The organism is Micromonospora sp. WMMA1923, assembly GCF_049179195.1.
Lineage (GTDB): Bacteria > Actinomycetota > Actinomycetes > Mycobacteriales > Micromonosporaceae > Micromonospora > Micromonospora yangpuensis.
The window spans coordinates 681,448-696,605 of record NZ_JBMHLZ010000001.1; the positions used below are offsets into that span (position 1 = coordinate 681,448).

Genomic DNA, 15,158 nt, shown 5'->3' on the forward strand with positions numbered 1-15,158 from the left:
ACGGATCCTGACCGCACGGAAGCAGGGCGCGGCGGATGCGGGAGCCCTGCTAGCTCCGCTTGCCGAGTACGGCATCCGCATCTGCCGTTTCCGTCCGTGGCTCGGCGGGTGCTCGCTGGTGCCAGGGTGGTTGGCCGCTGTTCTTCACCTGCCTCAGATTCCACCGACCCCACCCGCACCGCTTCCCGCGCTGCCATCGCTCGGGTTCCGGTGCTCGTCGAGTCGTCTGCGGGCTTCGGTGGAGGCCTGCAAGTTACGAATCTGGCCCTCGTCGAGGGCTGCCTTGCGCTGCGAACGACGCCACAGCGAGACCGCTGCAACGACCACGACCCCGATGATCAGAACTACGAGCCAACGCATGTCGACCTCCGCCGGGTGAGCGACCGTAAGCCCGATTGACCGTCCGTGTGCCAATCGCTGCTTTCAGTATGCGCGGCTCCGGTCAAGTGGACGGCATGCCGGCCCGGTGAGCGGGGTTGGACAGGGCGGGGATCTGGTCGAGCTGGTCGGGGCGGAGGTGGGGCGCGACGATCCCGGAGAGGGCTTTGCGTCGTGGCGGGAAGCTCAGGACCTCGTGTGGGGTGACGGCGAGGTCGACCGGAAAGTCGTGGCCTGCGTGGGGTAGCGCCTCGTCGAGGAGTTGCCCCTGGTGGATGGTGGTGGCGATGACGGTGTCGGCAGTGGCGAGGCCCGCGTCGGCGAGCAGGGCGGCTTCCAGGTCCGCGTAACCTGCCCCTTTGCCGATCCGGACACCGTCGCGTCGGCTGATGGCGACGCTACCGCAGACGATCAGGTCGATGGGCTGCATCTCGTCCGGGCCCACGGTGGGAGCGACCTCCGGTGCTCCGGCGCTGGTCGCGGCGATGTCGAACGGCGCGTCCAAGGTGGCGGGGTCGAGAAGGTAGAAGGGCTTGGGCGCGGCGAGGCGTGGTACCGCCAGGTAGAGCAGTTTGCCGTCCTGGAGCGCCCGCACTCGGACGGGAAGTTGGGCGCGGTCGGGGTTGCACTTGATCACCCGTGCCGCCTTCCAGGCATCCAGGGCGGCGAGCCGGTCGGCTGCGGCGTCCTTGCCGACGAAGTCGGGGATGTGTCCGTGTACCCCGGCGGGGGCGGCGTTCTCACGTTCGAGGAGGTCCCAGACATGCTGTCGGACGGCCTGCTTGGCATGGTCGATCTCGGCGAGGCTGCTCACGCGGTGGCTCCTACGGGGTGATCAGGGTGAGGAGTCGGTCGTTGACGTCCTGGACGGCGGGTTGGTCCCGCCAGGAATGTAGTTGGCGTGCCGCGCCGCAGGCGAGATCGATGCCCCCTCCGGCCCGGATTCCTTCGATCGCCGATCGTCGATCATCGGCGGAGGCAGGCTGCGGCTTCGACCTGGCGTGGCGCGATGGTGAACCTTGCCCAGGACGACGGCGATGAGTCGTCAGGCGTCCTCCAGCACAGCGTTCACCCCATCGGCCCTGCTCAGAAACCGCCAGCGATCCGTTGAAGTGACCCGGGCAGGTGTAGATCTTGGACACTTACCGTCCAAATAGAACGGTAAGTGTCCAAGATTCACTTCAAGGCACGGTGCCGGCGGTGGTGTGGGGCCGGTTGATCGGCCTCAAGGGTGGTGGGTCGGCGGGTGCTCAAGGCCGTTGTTCGGTCCCCGGGAGACGCCCAGGCGATCCGGAAGCTCGGCGCTTCCGTGGAACCTCCGCCGTCGGCCGGCCCTCGCCTGGTGCAGCGCTATGCGCTTTCGTCGCGAGTGTCGGTGACGAAGACGCCCACACCCTGCCGGCCCTCCAGGACGCCTGCCTCAAGCAGGATGTCGATGGCCTTGCGGACCGTGACGCCCGAGGTGTCGTACTGCTCGGCGAGTTCCCGGGTGGTCGGGAGCTTGTCGCCGGGCTTAAGGACGCCTGCGGCGATCTTGGCTTGGATCTCCCGTCGGATCCTTCGCCACAGCGGCTCGTAGGGCACCATGGCCGGAGTTCACCACAGCTCTCGTCCGGTCTTGCCGCCTATGCCTTTCTTAGCTTGAAAGACTTGTTTGGTTGTAAACTGCCATCGAGCAGCGAAACGACGAGGGGAGGTGACCGTGGAGCTGACCGGGGATGGGGCGTCGAGCGTGCCCCGTCGGGCGTTGGGGCGGGCGCTGCGGGAGTTGCGGACCGAGGCGCGGATGACCCTGGAGGGAGCGGCCGGGGCGTTGGGGTGGAGTCGGCACAAGGTGTGGCGGGCCGAGAGCGGCGTCGGCCCGGCCCGTGGGGTGGACGTCCGGGTCATGTGCGAGCTGTACGAGGCGCGTACCAGGTTGACCTCGGCTTTGGTCGCACTGGCGGGGGAGACCGGGGCGAAGGGCTGGTGGCTCGCCTACGGTGGCGCGATCCCCGACTGGTTCGACCTCTACGCCGGCCTGGAGGCCGCCGCCGGCCGACTCCGCGAGTACCAGGACGTCCTGGTCCCCGCCCTGCTCCAGACCCGCGAGTACGCGACGGTTGCCTGCCGGCATCGGCCCGACGGTGAGCGGGAAGGGGTGGTCGGGGCGCGGCTGGCGCGACAGTCCCTGCTGCGGCGGCGGTCGCCCGCGCCGCCTCGGTTGGCGGTGGTGTTGTCGGAGGCGGTGCTGATGCGGGTCGTGGGTGACCCGGCGACCATGGCGGGCCAGTTGCGGCAGCTGCTGGCGGTGGGTCGGCTGCCGCACGTTTCGGTTCGGGTGTTGCCGTTGGCCGCCGGGCCACATCGGGGTGCGGTCGCGGGGGCGTTCGTGCTGCTCGACTTCCCACCGGGCAACCGGGGCGAGCCCGAGGCTCCGGTGGTCTACCAGGAGTCGTTGAGCGGTGCGCTCTATCTCGACCGCCCGAAGGAGTTGGCCGCGTACGAACGGGTCTGGGCCAGCCTCGACACCCTCGCCCTCGACCGGGACCAGTCGGCCCAACTCATCGGCAAGGCCCTTGACGAACTGGACCTTGATGAATGTTGATCGGGCGCCGCCTGACCGACGGTCTTCGATCGGCAAGCCGACAGTCGAGACTCCGACGCGTCCTTCTTCCATAGGTTGGTCAACACCGCTCTGACAGGAGGTTGGATGTCCCACGTCCGCATTCGGATCGACTTCACTTCGCTTGTCGACGACGACGAGTTCGTGCTCGGTGAGCTGACCGACGAACTGGCGGACGACCTCCGCGACATCGGCGAGGTGGAACGCGTCGAGCTCGCCACCGGCCCGGATGCCAAGGGCGTCGCCGAGTTGGCGCTCGGTGTCGTCACCGTGCTGGCGGGCGCTGATCCCGGCTACCTGCAAGCGCTGGTCGACGTGGTCCTGGCCTTCCTGCGACGGCATTCCGGCCGTCGGGTTCACCTGCGGGTCGGTGACATCGAGTTGACCATCGACCGGCCCACCCCTGGCCAGACCGATGAACTGGTCAGCACGGTGCGGGCCGCGATCGAACGGACCCGCCCCTGATGGGACGGCACGCCCTGCTGATCGGCACGGCCACCTGCCAGGTCGACCGCGAACTTGCGCCCCTTCCATCGGTACGACAGGACGTGGCGCAACTCAAGGCGCTGCTCGACGGTGCCGGTGAGTTCGACACGGTACGCGCCGAACTGGACCTGCCAGCGGCGCGGCTGCGTCAGGTCGTCGAGGAGTTCTACGGCGCGCGGCGTACGGGTGACCTGGCCCTGCTCTACTACTCCGGCCATGGGGTGCTGCACGGTGACGGTCAGTCGTTGTTCCTGGCCGCGACCGACACGGTAAGCGGGCAGTTGCACGCGACGGCGTTCGACGCCGACGGCATGCTGCGTCATCTGCTCAACGACACCAAGGCCAGCCAGAAGGTGGTTCTCCTCGACTGTTGCTTCTCCGGCGCGTTCACCGCCCGGCACCGGTTCCGGGGCGGAGTGCGGGAAGAACCGCGCCGGCTGAAGCGTCAGCGCGGCACCTTCGTGTTGACCTCGAGTACGCACCTGAAGGCGTCGAAGGCACAGGGGCCGGACCACCCGTCGGTCTTCACCGAGGTGCTGCTCAACGGTCTGCGGGGTGAGGCCGCGGGCCCGGCCGACGACGGTTGGATCACCACCAACGACCTCTCCCGGTACGCCCCGACGGAGATGGCCCGGCGTCGCCAGCACACTCCGGTCGAGTCGAGTGAGGGCGTCACCGAGCCGATCCGACTGGTGACGGTGCCCGGTTCCGCCGCTGCGGCGAAACGGGTCACGGCCGTCACCTCGAGCCCGGCGGACGAGGCACCCTTCGACGCGGACCAGTGGCGTCGGCTGGTGACCTACTACATCAACTGCATGCGACGGTCGAGCGTGCTGCAGTCCCTCGTCGATCCGCGGGCCGCCGGGACGTTCGTCGCGGCACCGCCGGGATCCGAGGCGGTCTTCACCTCCGTCACGCCCGTCAAGCTGGGCGGTTCGGCGGCCGGGCTCGCCGCCCGGGCCCGCGCCGACGGCCGGGAGTTGCAGTACGGCTACCCGGTCGCCGTCGTCCGGCCGACCCGTCACAAGCCGCTCCGGTTCGCTCCGCTGCTGGTCTGTGACGTCACCGTCGGCGCGGACGACGTGCTGCACGCCTCCTTCCCGCCCCGCCCCAGCGCCGCACTCGTCGACCTGTTCCAGCTCTCCGAGGTGGAGGGCGACGAGCTGCTGCAGCGGGTCGAGCAGGCCTTCACACCGGGTGATCCCGCCGCCCTCGCCGCCACCGTCGACGTGCTCGTGCAGACGTTCGGGTTGAGCCCGGTGACGGAGCTGGACCCGGCCGCGCTCGTCGGCACCATCCGACCGGGACAGGTGAACGGGGTGCAGAACGCCGCGATCCTGTACACCGTCGACGCCGCCGAGTCGCCCCAGCGGCAGCTCGTCGAGGATCTCCGGGGGATGGTCAGGAACCCCGGGCTCATCGAGCGCACGGCGCTGGGCGCGCTGGCTCTGCGACCGGACGAGGTAGCCCCGACGCCGGTTGTGACGGTGGCGATGAGTGCGGCGAACGAGGCGCAGGAAGAGATCATCCAGGCGGCGATGGCACAGCCGTTGACGGTGGCCCAGGGGCCGCCGGGCACCGGTAAGAGTCAACTCGTCACGGCCCTGTTGGCCACCGCCACCGCCGCCGGTCAGAGTGTGCTGATCGGCTCCACCAGCAACCAGGCCGTCGACTCGGTGCTCGACCGGGTGACCGACCTGATCGGCCCGGGCCTGTTGGTGCGCACCGGCAACAAGGACCACCGGATGCAGGAACCGAAGCACCTCGCCGACATCCTGGCGGCGTATCCACCGGCGGAGTTGCCCGGCACACCGGAGGACCGGACACCCCTGCACGAGCTGCGGCTCCTGGCGGAGGAGGCGGCCGACCTCCGGGCGACGCTTGACGAGCGGCGGTTGCTCGAACGGGACCTGGCCGACCTGGCCGTCGAGCGTGGCGGCGAGCCAGCCACCGGTGCGGCTGCGCTGCCCGCCGACGACCCGGCGCTGGCGCGTCTCGTCCGGCTGACCGACCGGGCGCTGGCCAGCAGGTGGTTCGGCTGGTGGTACCGGTGGCGGCTGCGTTCGTACCAGGTCGTCGACCGGCACGCCGTCGAGGTACTCGCCGAACGGGCGGTTCTCGAGCTGCGCTGGCGGGAACTCCGACGGCTCCTCGCGGAGCTGCCTGACGCGGAGACCTCCTGGCGGCGGTTGGTCGACATCACCGGCACCGAGCGGCCCGCCCTCAGCATCGACCTGCTGCGGGACCGGATCGCCCGACGGGTGGCTGCCGGAGCACGGCTGCTCCAGGATCGCTCCGACGAGATGTCCAAGCCGCAGTCGGACAGCTGGGCGTACTTTCCGGAGCTGCTACGGGTGCTGCCGGGCTGGGCGGTGACTGCCCTGTCCGCTCGGCGGCTGAGGAGCAGCCCCGCGATGTTCGACCTCGTGATCATCGACGAGGCGGCACAGTGCACGGTTCCCGCGATCCTGCCCATGCTCTTTCGGGCCAAGCGGGCACTGCTCATCGGCGATCCCCGTCAGCTCGCACCCGTGGTGGACCTGCCGGAGACCGAAGACGTCACCGAACGTGCCCGAGCGGCACTCAGTACCGGGTGGCTGACCGCCCGGCGGTTGACCTACACGGCCCATTCCGCGTACGACGCGTTCGCCTCCGCTGCGGGCTCCACGCATCTCCTCGACGAGCACTACCGGTGCCACCCCGACATCGTGGAAGTGCCGAATCGGGAGGTCTACCAGGGGCGGCTCACCGTGCTGACGGACCCGGCCCGGCTGGTCGCCCCGACCGATCCGGCGGTGCGCTGGCGCGACGTGCCCGGACGGTTCAGCCTCGGGCCGTCCGGATCAGGGTTCAACCAGATCGAGATCGAGGCTGTCGTCGCCGAGGTCGCCGGCCTGCGAAGTGCGCATCCGAGCGCCTCGATCGGGGTGGTAACGCCGCTCGCCGCGCATCAACGGCAGCTGGCCGCGGCCCTCCGCGACGCCGGTCTCACCGACAACCTGCTCTGCGCGACGATCCACCGGTTCCAGGGCAGCGAACGGGACGTCATGGTCGTCTCGCCGGTCGGAGCGCACGGCGTTCCGGACCGTACCCGGGGCTGGCTGGTGCACCAGACCAACTTGTGGAACGTCGCCATCACCCGGGCGCGATCCCAGCTCGTCGTGGTCGGCGACCGGTCGTGGTGGTCGGGTCAACGTGGCCTGCTGACCGCCCTGGCCCTGTTCCGTGAGGTCGCCGACGCCCGACCCGCCGCTGCGACCGGGCCGGCGGACCGACTGCACCTTGTCCTCCGGAACGCGAATGTGCGCGTGCGACGCGACGTCTCCGTGGCCGGGTGGGCAGCCGATCTCGTGGTGAGTCAAGGGGATGCCGAGCTGGGTGTCGTCGTCGACGATCCGTTGGGCGACCCGGATGGTCGGGGGCTACGCCGGGTGTTCGCCCGGCTCGACCTCAACAGTGGTGCCACGCCTGTCCGTCGGGTGCCCGCCTGGCGCTGCCTGGCCGAACCGGAGCAGGTGGCGGCAGAGTTGACCGGCGATCTGCGTCGGTCCAGGCGGCACGAAGGGTGAGGTGACCAGCGCCCACGAGCTCGCCCCGCTCACCTCACCGGGGCGGGGCCGGTGGATCCCCGCAGCAGGCCGGCCCTGCCGTTCCCGGTCGACGCTGACGGTCGACAGGGCCGGACGCGTGCAGCGGCCGATCTCGTCGTCGTCCCAGCCGAAGACGCTGATCTGTCCCGGCACGTCGATGCTCAGGCTCCCGTCTTCCTCCGAGCTCGCCTTGCTCTCTCCGTGCCCGACCGGCGTGTAGATCTTGGACACTTACCGTTCTATTTGGACGGTAGGTGTCCAAGATTCGCTGCGGGGCCCGCTTCGGGCGTGCTGGTCAGCAGGGGCGGGTGTCCGGGTCGGCGGCGTCGGCTACCTGCCGGGTGACGTGGTAGGCGACCTCACGCAGTACCTCGATCTGGTGCGGGGTGAGGCCGTCGATGACGTAGCGGCGGACGGCGGTGACGTGGCCGGGGGCGGCGGTGACCACCAGGTCCCAGCCGGCGTCGGTGAGCGCGGCGGTGGTGTAGCGGGGGTTCTCCGGGTCGGGCTGGCGGCGCAGCAGCCCGCGTAGTTCGAGGCGTTTGACGACGTTCGACAGGCGGGACAGCGAGCTGCTGACCTCGGCGGCCAGCTCGCTCAGGCGGCGGGTCCGCCCGGGTGACATGGACAGGATGCTGAGCACGAAGTAGTCGAAGAGGGTGAGGTTGTTGTCCCGCAGGAGCTGGGCATCCAGCGCGCTGGGCAGCTTGAACACCAGCTTGGCCAGGGCGATCCAGGCCTCGGTCTCCTGCTCGGTCAGCCAAGCGGGTTCGTCCGGCATGCGGCCAGTCTACGGCCGCGCTTCAATCGTGAAGTGAGCCGCGTCTCAGTGGGTTCAAGCTTGAACGTCGGGGGTCTAGGCTCTGGTTCAAGGTTGAACTTCGACGTCTGGGAGTGGCAGTGACCTTGTTCCGGTTGGACGCCAGCATCCGTACACACGGCTCGGCGAGCCGCGAGATCGCCGACATCGTGGAGCAGGAGTGGCGGGACAGCCACCCTGGTGACACCGTCGAGCGGCGGCACATCGGCGTGGACACCCTGCCGGCGGAGGCCTGGGCGGCGGCGGTCACCGCCGGCGCGACGCCGGCCGAGGAACGGACCGAAGAGCAGCGCGACGCCGTCGCCCTCGCCGCGACGCTGGTGGACGAACTCGTCGCCGCCGACGCCATCCTGTTCGCCGTGCCGCTCTACAACTACGGCGTGTCCCAGCACTTCAAGACGTACGTCGACCTGATTCTCGCCGACCCGCGGGCGAACGGGGTCCCGTTCCTCGCCGGCAAGCCGGCCGTGCTCGCCATGGTGCGCGGTGGCGCGTACGGCGCGGGCACGCCCCGGGAGGGCTGGGACCACGCCACGCCCTACCTGCGCCGCATCGTCGCCGACTGCTGGGGCGCCGACCTGACCGTCATCGAACGCGAGTTCACCCTGGTCGGGGTGAACCCCGCCCTCGACGCCTTCACCGACCAGGCCGCCGACCTGCACGCCGAAGCCGTACGGGCCGCCCGGGAGGCCGGTCGCGCCCTCGGCGCGCTGCCCGTCACCGCCTGAGCCACCGGGCGGGCCGGGCGGGGCTCCGGCGCGAGGTCAGCGGGCGGGGCTCGGTCAGTGGGTGGCCGGCGGCCCGGGTCAGCGGGTGAGGTCGCGGGCCAGGTGCGCGGGGCGCAACGTCATGGTCGCCCATCGGGCGCGGTCAGTGCCGCCCGCGCCCCTATCCGACGCGCCGGCGGGACAACCACCGGATGGTGCCGGGAGGGGTCAGCGGGGCGGCGAGACGTAGAGGCCGGTGCCGCAGCCGGTCTCGCCCGGCTCCAACCAGATCCGGTCGTAACCGGGGGAGACGATGTCGCCGTCGGGCTTCCGGACCATCAGCAGGCACTCCCGCTCGACGGGCACGCCGACCGCGGCGACGAGAGCCCCCTGGTGGACGACCGTGTCGACGGTGATGTGTTCGGCGGGAAACGCCTTGCGTACCCGCTCGGCGAGGGTGTCGGGGGTGGCCCCGCGCAATGCCGCGGTGAGCCGCTTCCGGCCGTCCTCGGGCAGGCGCGGCACCGGCGCGGCGCTGGGCACCGGCGGATCGGCGACCGCCGGACAGTCGATCTCGTCGTACGTCGCGTACGCGTTGAGCCGGAGCAGGTAGCGGTAGCAGCGGGTGGCCTGGCCGGCGGAGTTGCCCCGGTCGCTGTAGACGCTCCCCGACTCGGCCACCTCGACGACGATCCGGACGTCGATGGTGGCCTGCTCGCTGCCGGACGTGCGACCGGACCAGCTCAACGGCTGCCGGCGGGTGACGATGGTGCCGGCCGGCACCTCCTCGGCGATCTCGGTCGCGGCGATGTACTCCGCGTCGCGGATCCGGTTGCGGTAACCAAGATCGTCACCGAGCTGCTCCGCCTCGCTCGCCGCCGCCTCCCGGGCCACCGCGTCACCGTCGCGGCGGGACATCGCGCACCCGCTCACCGCCAGGCCGACCACGATCGCCACGGCGGCCAGGGCGGATCGGCGTACCCGGGTCGGTCCCGGCGGCTTCCGCGTCGGGACCGACGACTCAGACATCGACATGCGTACCCCCGTCCACCGACCCACGGTAGCGCCTGGTTAGCCACTGTGGAGCCCCGGTCAGTCCTCTCACCCGTGGCGTTGAGCGCGCCAGAGCCGGGTGGCCGGGCCGAGGGCCCGGGGCCAGTTCTCGCCCCGACGGGTCAACGAGCGCTCGTTGATCTCGAAGTCACCGACCAGCCGGCCCAGCTCGTCCAGCACGTCGGCCTCCCGGAACGGCTTGCAGGAGAAGATGTTGACGAAGACCTGGCGCAGCCCGGGGTAGGTGTGGATCGCCGCGTGCGACTCGGCGAGGATCACCACCGCCGACTTGCCGGCCTGCTGTGGTGGCCCCTCCTCGGTGGCGACCAGCGGGCCGGCGATCACCGTCATGCCGATCCGGGCCACCAGATCGAGCATGAAGGTGTGCAGAGCGTCGCCGTCGTCCAACGCGCGGGTGTCGGTCACCTCCGACAGCCGGAGGGTCAACTCGTCGCCGTAGTGGTCGTCGTGACGCAGCGCGGTGCGGTGGGCGAGGTAACGCTGACGCATCGGGATCTCCTCCTCGTGGGTGCCGGTCTCAGCGGGCCAGGACGGCCAGCCGGCTCGGGGTGGCGGTCAGTTCCTGCATGATCTCGACGACCCGCGCCGCACCGCGCGTCGCCGACCCACCCGCCGTCAGACCGGCGGCCGTCGTCAGGCCGGCACCGGCCAGGCCGGCGCCGGTCGGGGTGACAGGGGCCGGGGTGGTGCGGGCCGCGCGGGCGGCGGCGGCCTGCCGGACCAGGTGCCGCAGCCGCTCCGGCCGCCAGTCGTCGGCGGCGCAGTTGGCGGCCAGCCCCTGCCGGGCCAGCATGTCGGCGAAGTACTCGCGCTCCGGGTCACCACCGGCGAAGACGATCAGCGGTACGCCGGCACGCACCCCGCTGGCCAGGGTGCCCCGGCCGCCGTGGCAGATCAGCGCGCCGGCCCGGCCGAGCAGGTCACGCAGCGGCAGCAACGGCCAGAGCTGCACGTTGGCGGCCGGCGACACCCTCGGCCCGGCCCCGTCGGAGCGGCCGGCGGCGATCAGCACGTCCACCGTCGTGCCCTCGAAGGCCGCCAGGCAGTGCCGGCGGTACCAGTCGGCGTCCATCGGTGGTCCGCTGGAGTAGGCAAGCACCCCGGTGTGTCCCGGCCGGGGCCAGTCCGGCGGGCCGGCGGCGAGGCCCCGGTCCAGGGTGGTCGCGGTCAGCGGACCGAGGTACTCGCCGGTGCTGTGCAGGCCGACCAGCGGGTCCATCCGTGGGGTGAGCGGATAGACCAACCGGGTGCTCCAGTCGAAGAGGACCTCCGACAGCGACATCGCCTCCGGGTGTCGGGTGCGGCGCAGCGCGGGGCGGAACGCCGCCAGCGCCCGGGTGTCCATCGGCTGCCAGCCGTCGCTGCCGCGACCGAAGGAGAGGTGGTCGGGCCAGGTCACCGGGGAGACCACCGGGATCCCGGCCAGCGCCCCGGCCACCACGGTGGTCAGGTCGTAGTCGTGGAAGAGCACCTGGACGTCGTACTCGCGGAACTGTCGCAGTTGGGCGGCGAGCACCGTCTCCACCAGGTCGCGGTCGGCGTAGGCGGACCGGGACAGCAGGTCGTCCAGGCGCAGCACCGGGTCGTCCGGGTACGCCGCCCGCGTCGGCCCGGGGATCGGCACCGCCGGCACGCCCAACCGGTCGAGGATCGGCTGGAAGTGTGGCGCGGCGAACAGCACCGGGGTGTGACCCGCGTGGCGGACCGCCTCGTGCACGGCGAGCACCGTGGAGACCGAACCCAGTCCGTACGACCACACCCCGGGTACGAGACCGACCCGCATGACGGCCTCCCTTCGTCCGAAACGGCTTCCGACTTGATGGCGAACGACTCGGTGTTGCCTGGCGAACGTATGGCCGGCCGGACGAGCCGGACAAGGTGGCGGGTCGTAGCCGTCGGCGGGAATGCACCCCAGGTCCCATTCCGCATCAGCACAAGGTCGTAGATATTCGTCCGGGGCCCGTTTTCCACAGTCGTCGTCCCTATTCTGTGGCCGACGGATCCGCCCATCCTTGGAGGACTGATGAGGCAACGTGAGCTTTCCGGTGGCCCGGGAATCCAGATCAGCCAGCTCTGCCTCGGCGCCATGTCGTTCGGCACCGAGATCGACGAGGAGACCTCGTTCGCGATCCTGGACCGGTTCGTCGAGGCCGGCGGCACCACGATCGACACCGCGAACTGCTACGCGTTCTGGGTGCCCGGTGGCTCCGGTGGGGAGAGCGAGACGGTGCTCGGCCGCTGGCTGGCCAGCCGGGGCGGCCGGGACGACCTGGTGCTGGCGTCGAAGGTCGGCTCCGGCCTGGCGGCCGACGGCGGGGCCGAGGGGCTCGGCGCGTCGGTCATCCGCGAGCAGCTCGCCGGGTCGCTGCGCCGGCTCGGCGTCGACCACCTGGACCTGTACTACGCGCACCGCGAGGACCGGCAGACCCCGGACGAGGAGACCCTGGCCACCTTCCACGAGGCGGTGACCGAGGGCAAGGTACGGGTGCTCGGGGCCAGCAACCACGCCGCCTGGCGGCTGGCCGAGACCCGGGCGTTGGCCTCGGCCCGGGGCTGGACCCCGTACACCGCCGTGCAGCAGCGCTACTCGTACCTGCTGCCCCGGCCGGCGACCGCGCTGCCCGAGGGTGGGCACGTGCACGCCAGCGACGAACTGCTGGACCTGGTACGCAGCCGCGACCTGACCATGTTCGCGTACAGCACCCTGCTCTGGGGCACCTACACCCGGGCGGACAAGCCGCTGCCGGAGCACTACGAGCACCCGGGCACCGAGCGGCGGCTGCGGGTGCTGGGCGAGGTGGCCGCCGAGCTGGCCGCCACCCCGAACCAGGTGGTGCTGAGCTGGCTGATGGGCGGTGACCCGTCGATCGTGCCGGTCGTCGGGGTCAGCTCGGTGGCGCAGCTGGACGAGTGCCTCGCGGCGACCGACCTGAAGCTGCCGACCGAGCTGCGCCAGCGCCTCGACGAGGCGGTCTGAGCGGAGACCCGGACCGCTACGGGCAGGGGACGCGATCGCGTCCCCTGCCCGTCGTCGTGGCCGACCGACCGCACCCCGGGACCCCGCTCCGGCGAGGAGCAGGGCCGACCGACCGCACCCCCGGGACCCGCTGGCCGGCCGACCGCATGCCGGTACCCCGCTCCGGGGCGGAGCGGGGCGACCGGTCGTACCCGGGGTCAGCCGTCCTGCCCGACCGAGACGGTCAGCAGCTGGCCGCGGTGGTCGGACATGCCGTCGGCCGGGACCATCCGGTAGTCGTGGGTGCGGGTCGGGCCGTCGGTGAAGGCCCAGTCCAGCCGCCACTTCGGGGCGTCGCCGTCCGGCCAGGAGACCGGGTACGGCGTGTCGCTGGCCCGCGCCGCGTCGGTGACCTGGGCGGCCAGCTCGCGTAGCTCGCCCATCGCGCTGGTGGCGTTGAAGTCACCGGCGATCAGCCGGCCGTGCGGGTTGGCCGCCAGGTCGGCCCGCAGCGCACGGTAGTGGGCCTGCCGGCGGTCCTGCTGGGCCCGCATGAACTCGGTGAACTCGGCCGAGGTCGGGTCCATCGAGATGTCCAGCTGCACCGGCACGTGCACGTTGTAGACCGAGAGCACCCGACCGTCGACGGTCAGGTCGGTGCGGAGCACCTTGTGCCGGTAGTAGTCGTCGAAGTCGGAGTTGGCCGGTACGCCGTGGCGTGCCGGGTCGGTCAGGTACGGCCAGCCATCGAGGAGCCGGGTCGACCGGATCGGCATCCGGGACATGGTGAGCAGCTCGCCGGTGGCCACCACCTGGTAGTCGGGGAACCGTCGGCGCAGCTCGGCGAGGTGGTCGACGCGGACCGGGCGGTGTCCGGCCAGGTCCCAGCCGACGTACTCGCTGAGCAGGTAGACGTCGGCCCGCTGGGCGGCCAGGTAGTCGTAGAACCGTTGCGGGTCGTCCCCGTCGGACCAGTACTCGGTGTTCCAGGCGAAGACCCGTACCGCCCCCGGTGGGGCCGGGGTGGCACCGCCCACCCCGGGCAGTGCGGCCGGGTTCAGCCCGGCCAGGTCCAGGCCGACGACCACCAGGCAGACCGCGACGGCGGCCAGCCGGCCGCGGACCGGGCGGGCCAGCGGGGCGAGCAGCAGCAGCAACGCCGGCACGGCGGCGAAGACCAGCGGTGGGGCCAGTTCGACCGGCCGCCACCACCAGTAGCCGCCGGTCAGCAGCAGGAAGGCGGCCAGGAACCCGGCCCAGGCGGCGGCCAGGCCGACCAGCAGCCGGGTCCGCCGCGGCCACCGACCACCCCGCCCCCCGCCGACGGTGCGTCGGCCCGGTCGCCGAGCCCGGCCGGTCGAGCGGGTCGGGCCGGTCGGGTGGTCGGTGGGGACCCCGGGGGTCCCCGGCGCGGTGGTGACCGCGCCGGGGACGGGGTCGAGCAGGAGACTCATGCCGCCGCTCCGACCATGGTGGTGGCCGGCGAGCCCTCGCCCGACCAGTCGGCGTCGTACAGGTTCCGGAAGTCACGCGACAGCAGCCACTGGGCGGCGCCCACCGCGATGCCGGCGGCGATCGCCACGTTGGTCAGGAACACCACGCCGGTGAAGACGGTCAGGAACGGCACGCCCCGGTTGCGCCACACGTGCCGGTACATGTCGGTGTCGGCCGAGAGCGACACCCCGAACAGCACGGCGGTCAGCAGCAGCCACGCCGGGTGCAGCACGGCCAGCGGCAGACTGGCCAGCGCCCCGAGGGCGGCCACCGTGCCGAAGGAGCGGGCCGGGCTCTCGAAACCCTTGGCGAACCTGCGCCGGCGGGCGAAGAGCGGCACCCGCAGCCGGGCCCGGCGGTACAGCTTGCGCAGCAGCGGCAGCAGTTCGTGGTCGTCGTCGTGCCAGCCGCGTACCTGGTCGGTGACCATGATCTGGTAGCGGGCGGACATCCGCTCGCCGTAGTCGACCTCCTCGGTCTGGCGCAGCCGGGGGTTGAACGGGCCGACCTCGTCGAAGACCCGGCGGGGGATCGCGGTCAGCGAGGAGAACAGGAAGCTCACCTCGCCCAGCGAGGTCATCCGCCAGCAGTACGCCTGCTGCACCCGGCACTCCTCGACGATGCTGTCCCGGATCAGCGGCTCCTCCTCGTAGATGCCGCAGACCGCGCCGTACTCGGGGTGGGCGGCCAACTCGGCGACGGCCTTGGCGACCGCGTCGGGGCGCAGCGCCACGTCCGAGTCGACGAAGAAGAGGATCTCGCCGTTGGCGGCGGCCGCCCCGGTGTTGCGGGCCACCGCGACCCCGCTGTTGCGGGGTGTCTGGAGCACGGTCACGTCGCGCCGGCGGGCGCGGGCCAGCGAGTCGTCGGTGCTGTGGTCGTCGACCACGATCACCTCCAACGGCTGGTACGTCTGGGCGAGGGCGGCGTCGACGCACCTGCCGATCGAGTTGGCGTAGTTGTAGTTCGGAATGATCACCGAGACCAGCGGGTTGGTGGTCGGGGTCGTCATCGCGGAGCTCTCCTCATCAACGAGCGGGGGAAGGGA

Annotated in this window: 14 protein-coding genes and 1 pseudogene; 5 read left to right on the forward strand and 10 right to left on the reverse strand. The window is 71.4% G+C overall.

Annotated features, from left to right (window positions below):
• Positions 1-153: 153 nt before the first annotated feature.
• The 3 genes from ACN28G_RS03140 to ACN28G_RS03150 all read right to left on the reverse strand — a co-directional run bounded on the left by ACN28G_RS03140 (position 154) and on the right by ACN28G_RS03150 (position 1,965).
• The gene (locus ACN28G_RS03140; protein WP_139135617.1) at positions 154-360 is read right to left on the reverse strand and encodes a hypothetical protein; all 207 of its coding nucleotides are present in this window, start codon (positions 358-360) and stop codon (positions 154-156) included.
• 82 nt (positions 361-442) lie between these two features.
• Positions 443-1,192 (reverse strand): 5-formyltetrahydrofolate cyclo-ligase, encoded by a 750-nt coding sequence (locus ACN28G_RS03145; RefSeq protein ID WP_091435311.1) that lies wholly within the window; start codon positions 1,190-1,192, stop codon positions 443-445.
• 536 nt (positions 1,193-1,728) lie between these two features.
• The gene (locus ACN28G_RS03150) at positions 1,729-1,965 is read right to left on the reverse strand and encodes a GntR family transcriptional regulator (protein WP_175440463.1); all 237 of its coding nucleotides are present in this window, start codon (positions 1,963-1,965) and stop codon (positions 1,729-1,731) included.
• A 109-nt stretch (positions 1,966-2,074) separates the two neighbouring features.
• Between ACN28G_RS03150 and ACN28G_RS03155 the strand changes: the two genes are divergently transcribed.
• From ACN28G_RS03155 to ACN28G_RS03165, 3 genes are all read left to right on the forward strand, one after another.
• Positions 2,075-2,965, forward strand: coding sequence for a helix-turn-helix domain-containing protein (locus ACN28G_RS03155; protein WP_091435313.1), 891 nt, complete (start codon positions 2,075-2,077; stop codon positions 2,963-2,965).
• 105 nt (positions 2,966-3,070) lie between these two features.
• A complete protein-coding gene (locus ACN28G_RS03160) occupies positions 3,071-3,448 on the forward strand; it encodes a hypothetical protein (protein WP_091435315.1) in 378 nt (125 codons plus the stop codon).
• Positions 3,448-7,038 (forward strand): caspase, EACC1-associated type, encoded by a 3,591-nt coding sequence (locus ACN28G_RS03165; RefSeq protein WP_421478376.1) that lies wholly within the window; start codon positions 3,448-3,450, stop codon positions 7,036-7,038. The genes ACN28G_RS03160 and ACN28G_RS03165 overlap by 1 nt, the downstream gene beginning before the upstream one ends.
• A 72-nt stretch (positions 7,039-7,110) precedes the next feature.
• Here ACN28G_RS03165 and ACN28G_RS03170 read toward each other — a convergent pair.
• A pseudogene (locus tag ACN28G_RS03170) lies at positions 7,111-7,290 on the reverse strand (substrate-binding domain-containing protein); the annotation flags it as partial.
• A gap of 64 nt (positions 7,291-7,354) precedes the next feature.
• A complete protein-coding gene (locus ACN28G_RS03175; protein WP_091435321.1) occupies positions 7,355-7,840 on the reverse strand; it encodes a MarR family winged helix-turn-helix transcriptional regulator in 486 nt (161 codons plus the stop codon).
• 119 nt (positions 7,841-7,959) lie between these two features.
• On the opposite strand from ACN28G_RS03175, the gene ACN28G_RS03180 reads away from it, so the two are divergent.
• Positions 7,960-8,607 (forward strand): FMN-dependent NADH-azoreductase, encoded by a 648-nt coding sequence (locus ACN28G_RS03180; RefSeq protein WP_091435323.1) that lies wholly within the window; start codon positions 7,960-7,962, stop codon positions 8,605-8,607.
• A 207-nt stretch (positions 8,608-8,814) separates the two neighbouring features.
• Here the strand turns inward: ACN28G_RS03180 and ACN28G_RS03185 are convergent, their stop codons facing one another.
• The 3 genes from ACN28G_RS03185 to ACN28G_RS03195 form a co-directional block, all read right to left on the reverse strand.
• Complete coding sequence (locus ACN28G_RS03185; protein WP_229688097.1) at positions 8,815-9,615, reverse strand: hypothetical protein; 801 nt, start codon at positions 9,613-9,615, stop codon at positions 8,815-8,817.
• Between the two features lie 72 nt (positions 9,616-9,687).
• The gene (locus ACN28G_RS03190) at positions 9,688-10,149 is read right to left on the reverse strand and encodes an S-adenosylmethionine decarboxylase family protein (protein ID WP_091435326.1); all 462 of its coding nucleotides are present in this window, start codon (positions 10,147-10,149) and stop codon (positions 9,688-9,690) included.
• A 28-nt stretch (positions 10,150-10,177) separates the two neighbouring features.
• Positions 10,178-11,443, reverse strand: coding sequence for a glycosyltransferase (locus ACN28G_RS03195; protein ID WP_421478377.1), 1,266 nt, complete (start codon positions 11,441-11,443; stop codon positions 10,178-10,180).
• A gap of 240 nt (positions 11,444-11,683) precedes the next feature.
• Between ACN28G_RS03195 and ACN28G_RS03200 the strand changes: the two genes are divergently transcribed.
• Positions 11,684-12,637, forward strand: coding sequence for an aldo/keto reductase (locus tag ACN28G_RS03200; protein ID WP_421478378.1), 954 nt, complete (start codon positions 11,684-11,686; stop codon positions 12,635-12,637).
• Between the two features lie 197 nt (positions 12,638-12,834).
• On the opposite strand, the gene ACN28G_RS03205 is transcribed toward ACN28G_RS03200, so the two are convergent.
• Together ACN28G_RS03205 and ACN28G_RS03210 are read right to left on the reverse strand one after the other, a co-directional pair.
• Positions 12,835-14,070 (reverse strand): endonuclease/exonuclease/phosphatase family protein, encoded by a 1,236-nt coding sequence (locus tag ACN28G_RS03205; protein ID WP_421478379.1) that lies wholly within the window; start codon positions 14,068-14,070, stop codon positions 12,835-12,837.
• Positions 14,067-15,122 (reverse strand): glycosyltransferase, encoded by a 1,056-nt coding sequence (locus ACN28G_RS03210; protein ID WP_421478380.1) that lies wholly within the window; start codon positions 15,120-15,122, stop codon positions 14,067-14,069. The genes ACN28G_RS03205 and ACN28G_RS03210 overlap by 4 nt, the downstream gene beginning before the upstream one ends.
• Between the last annotated feature and the right edge of the window lie 36 nt (positions 15,123-15,158).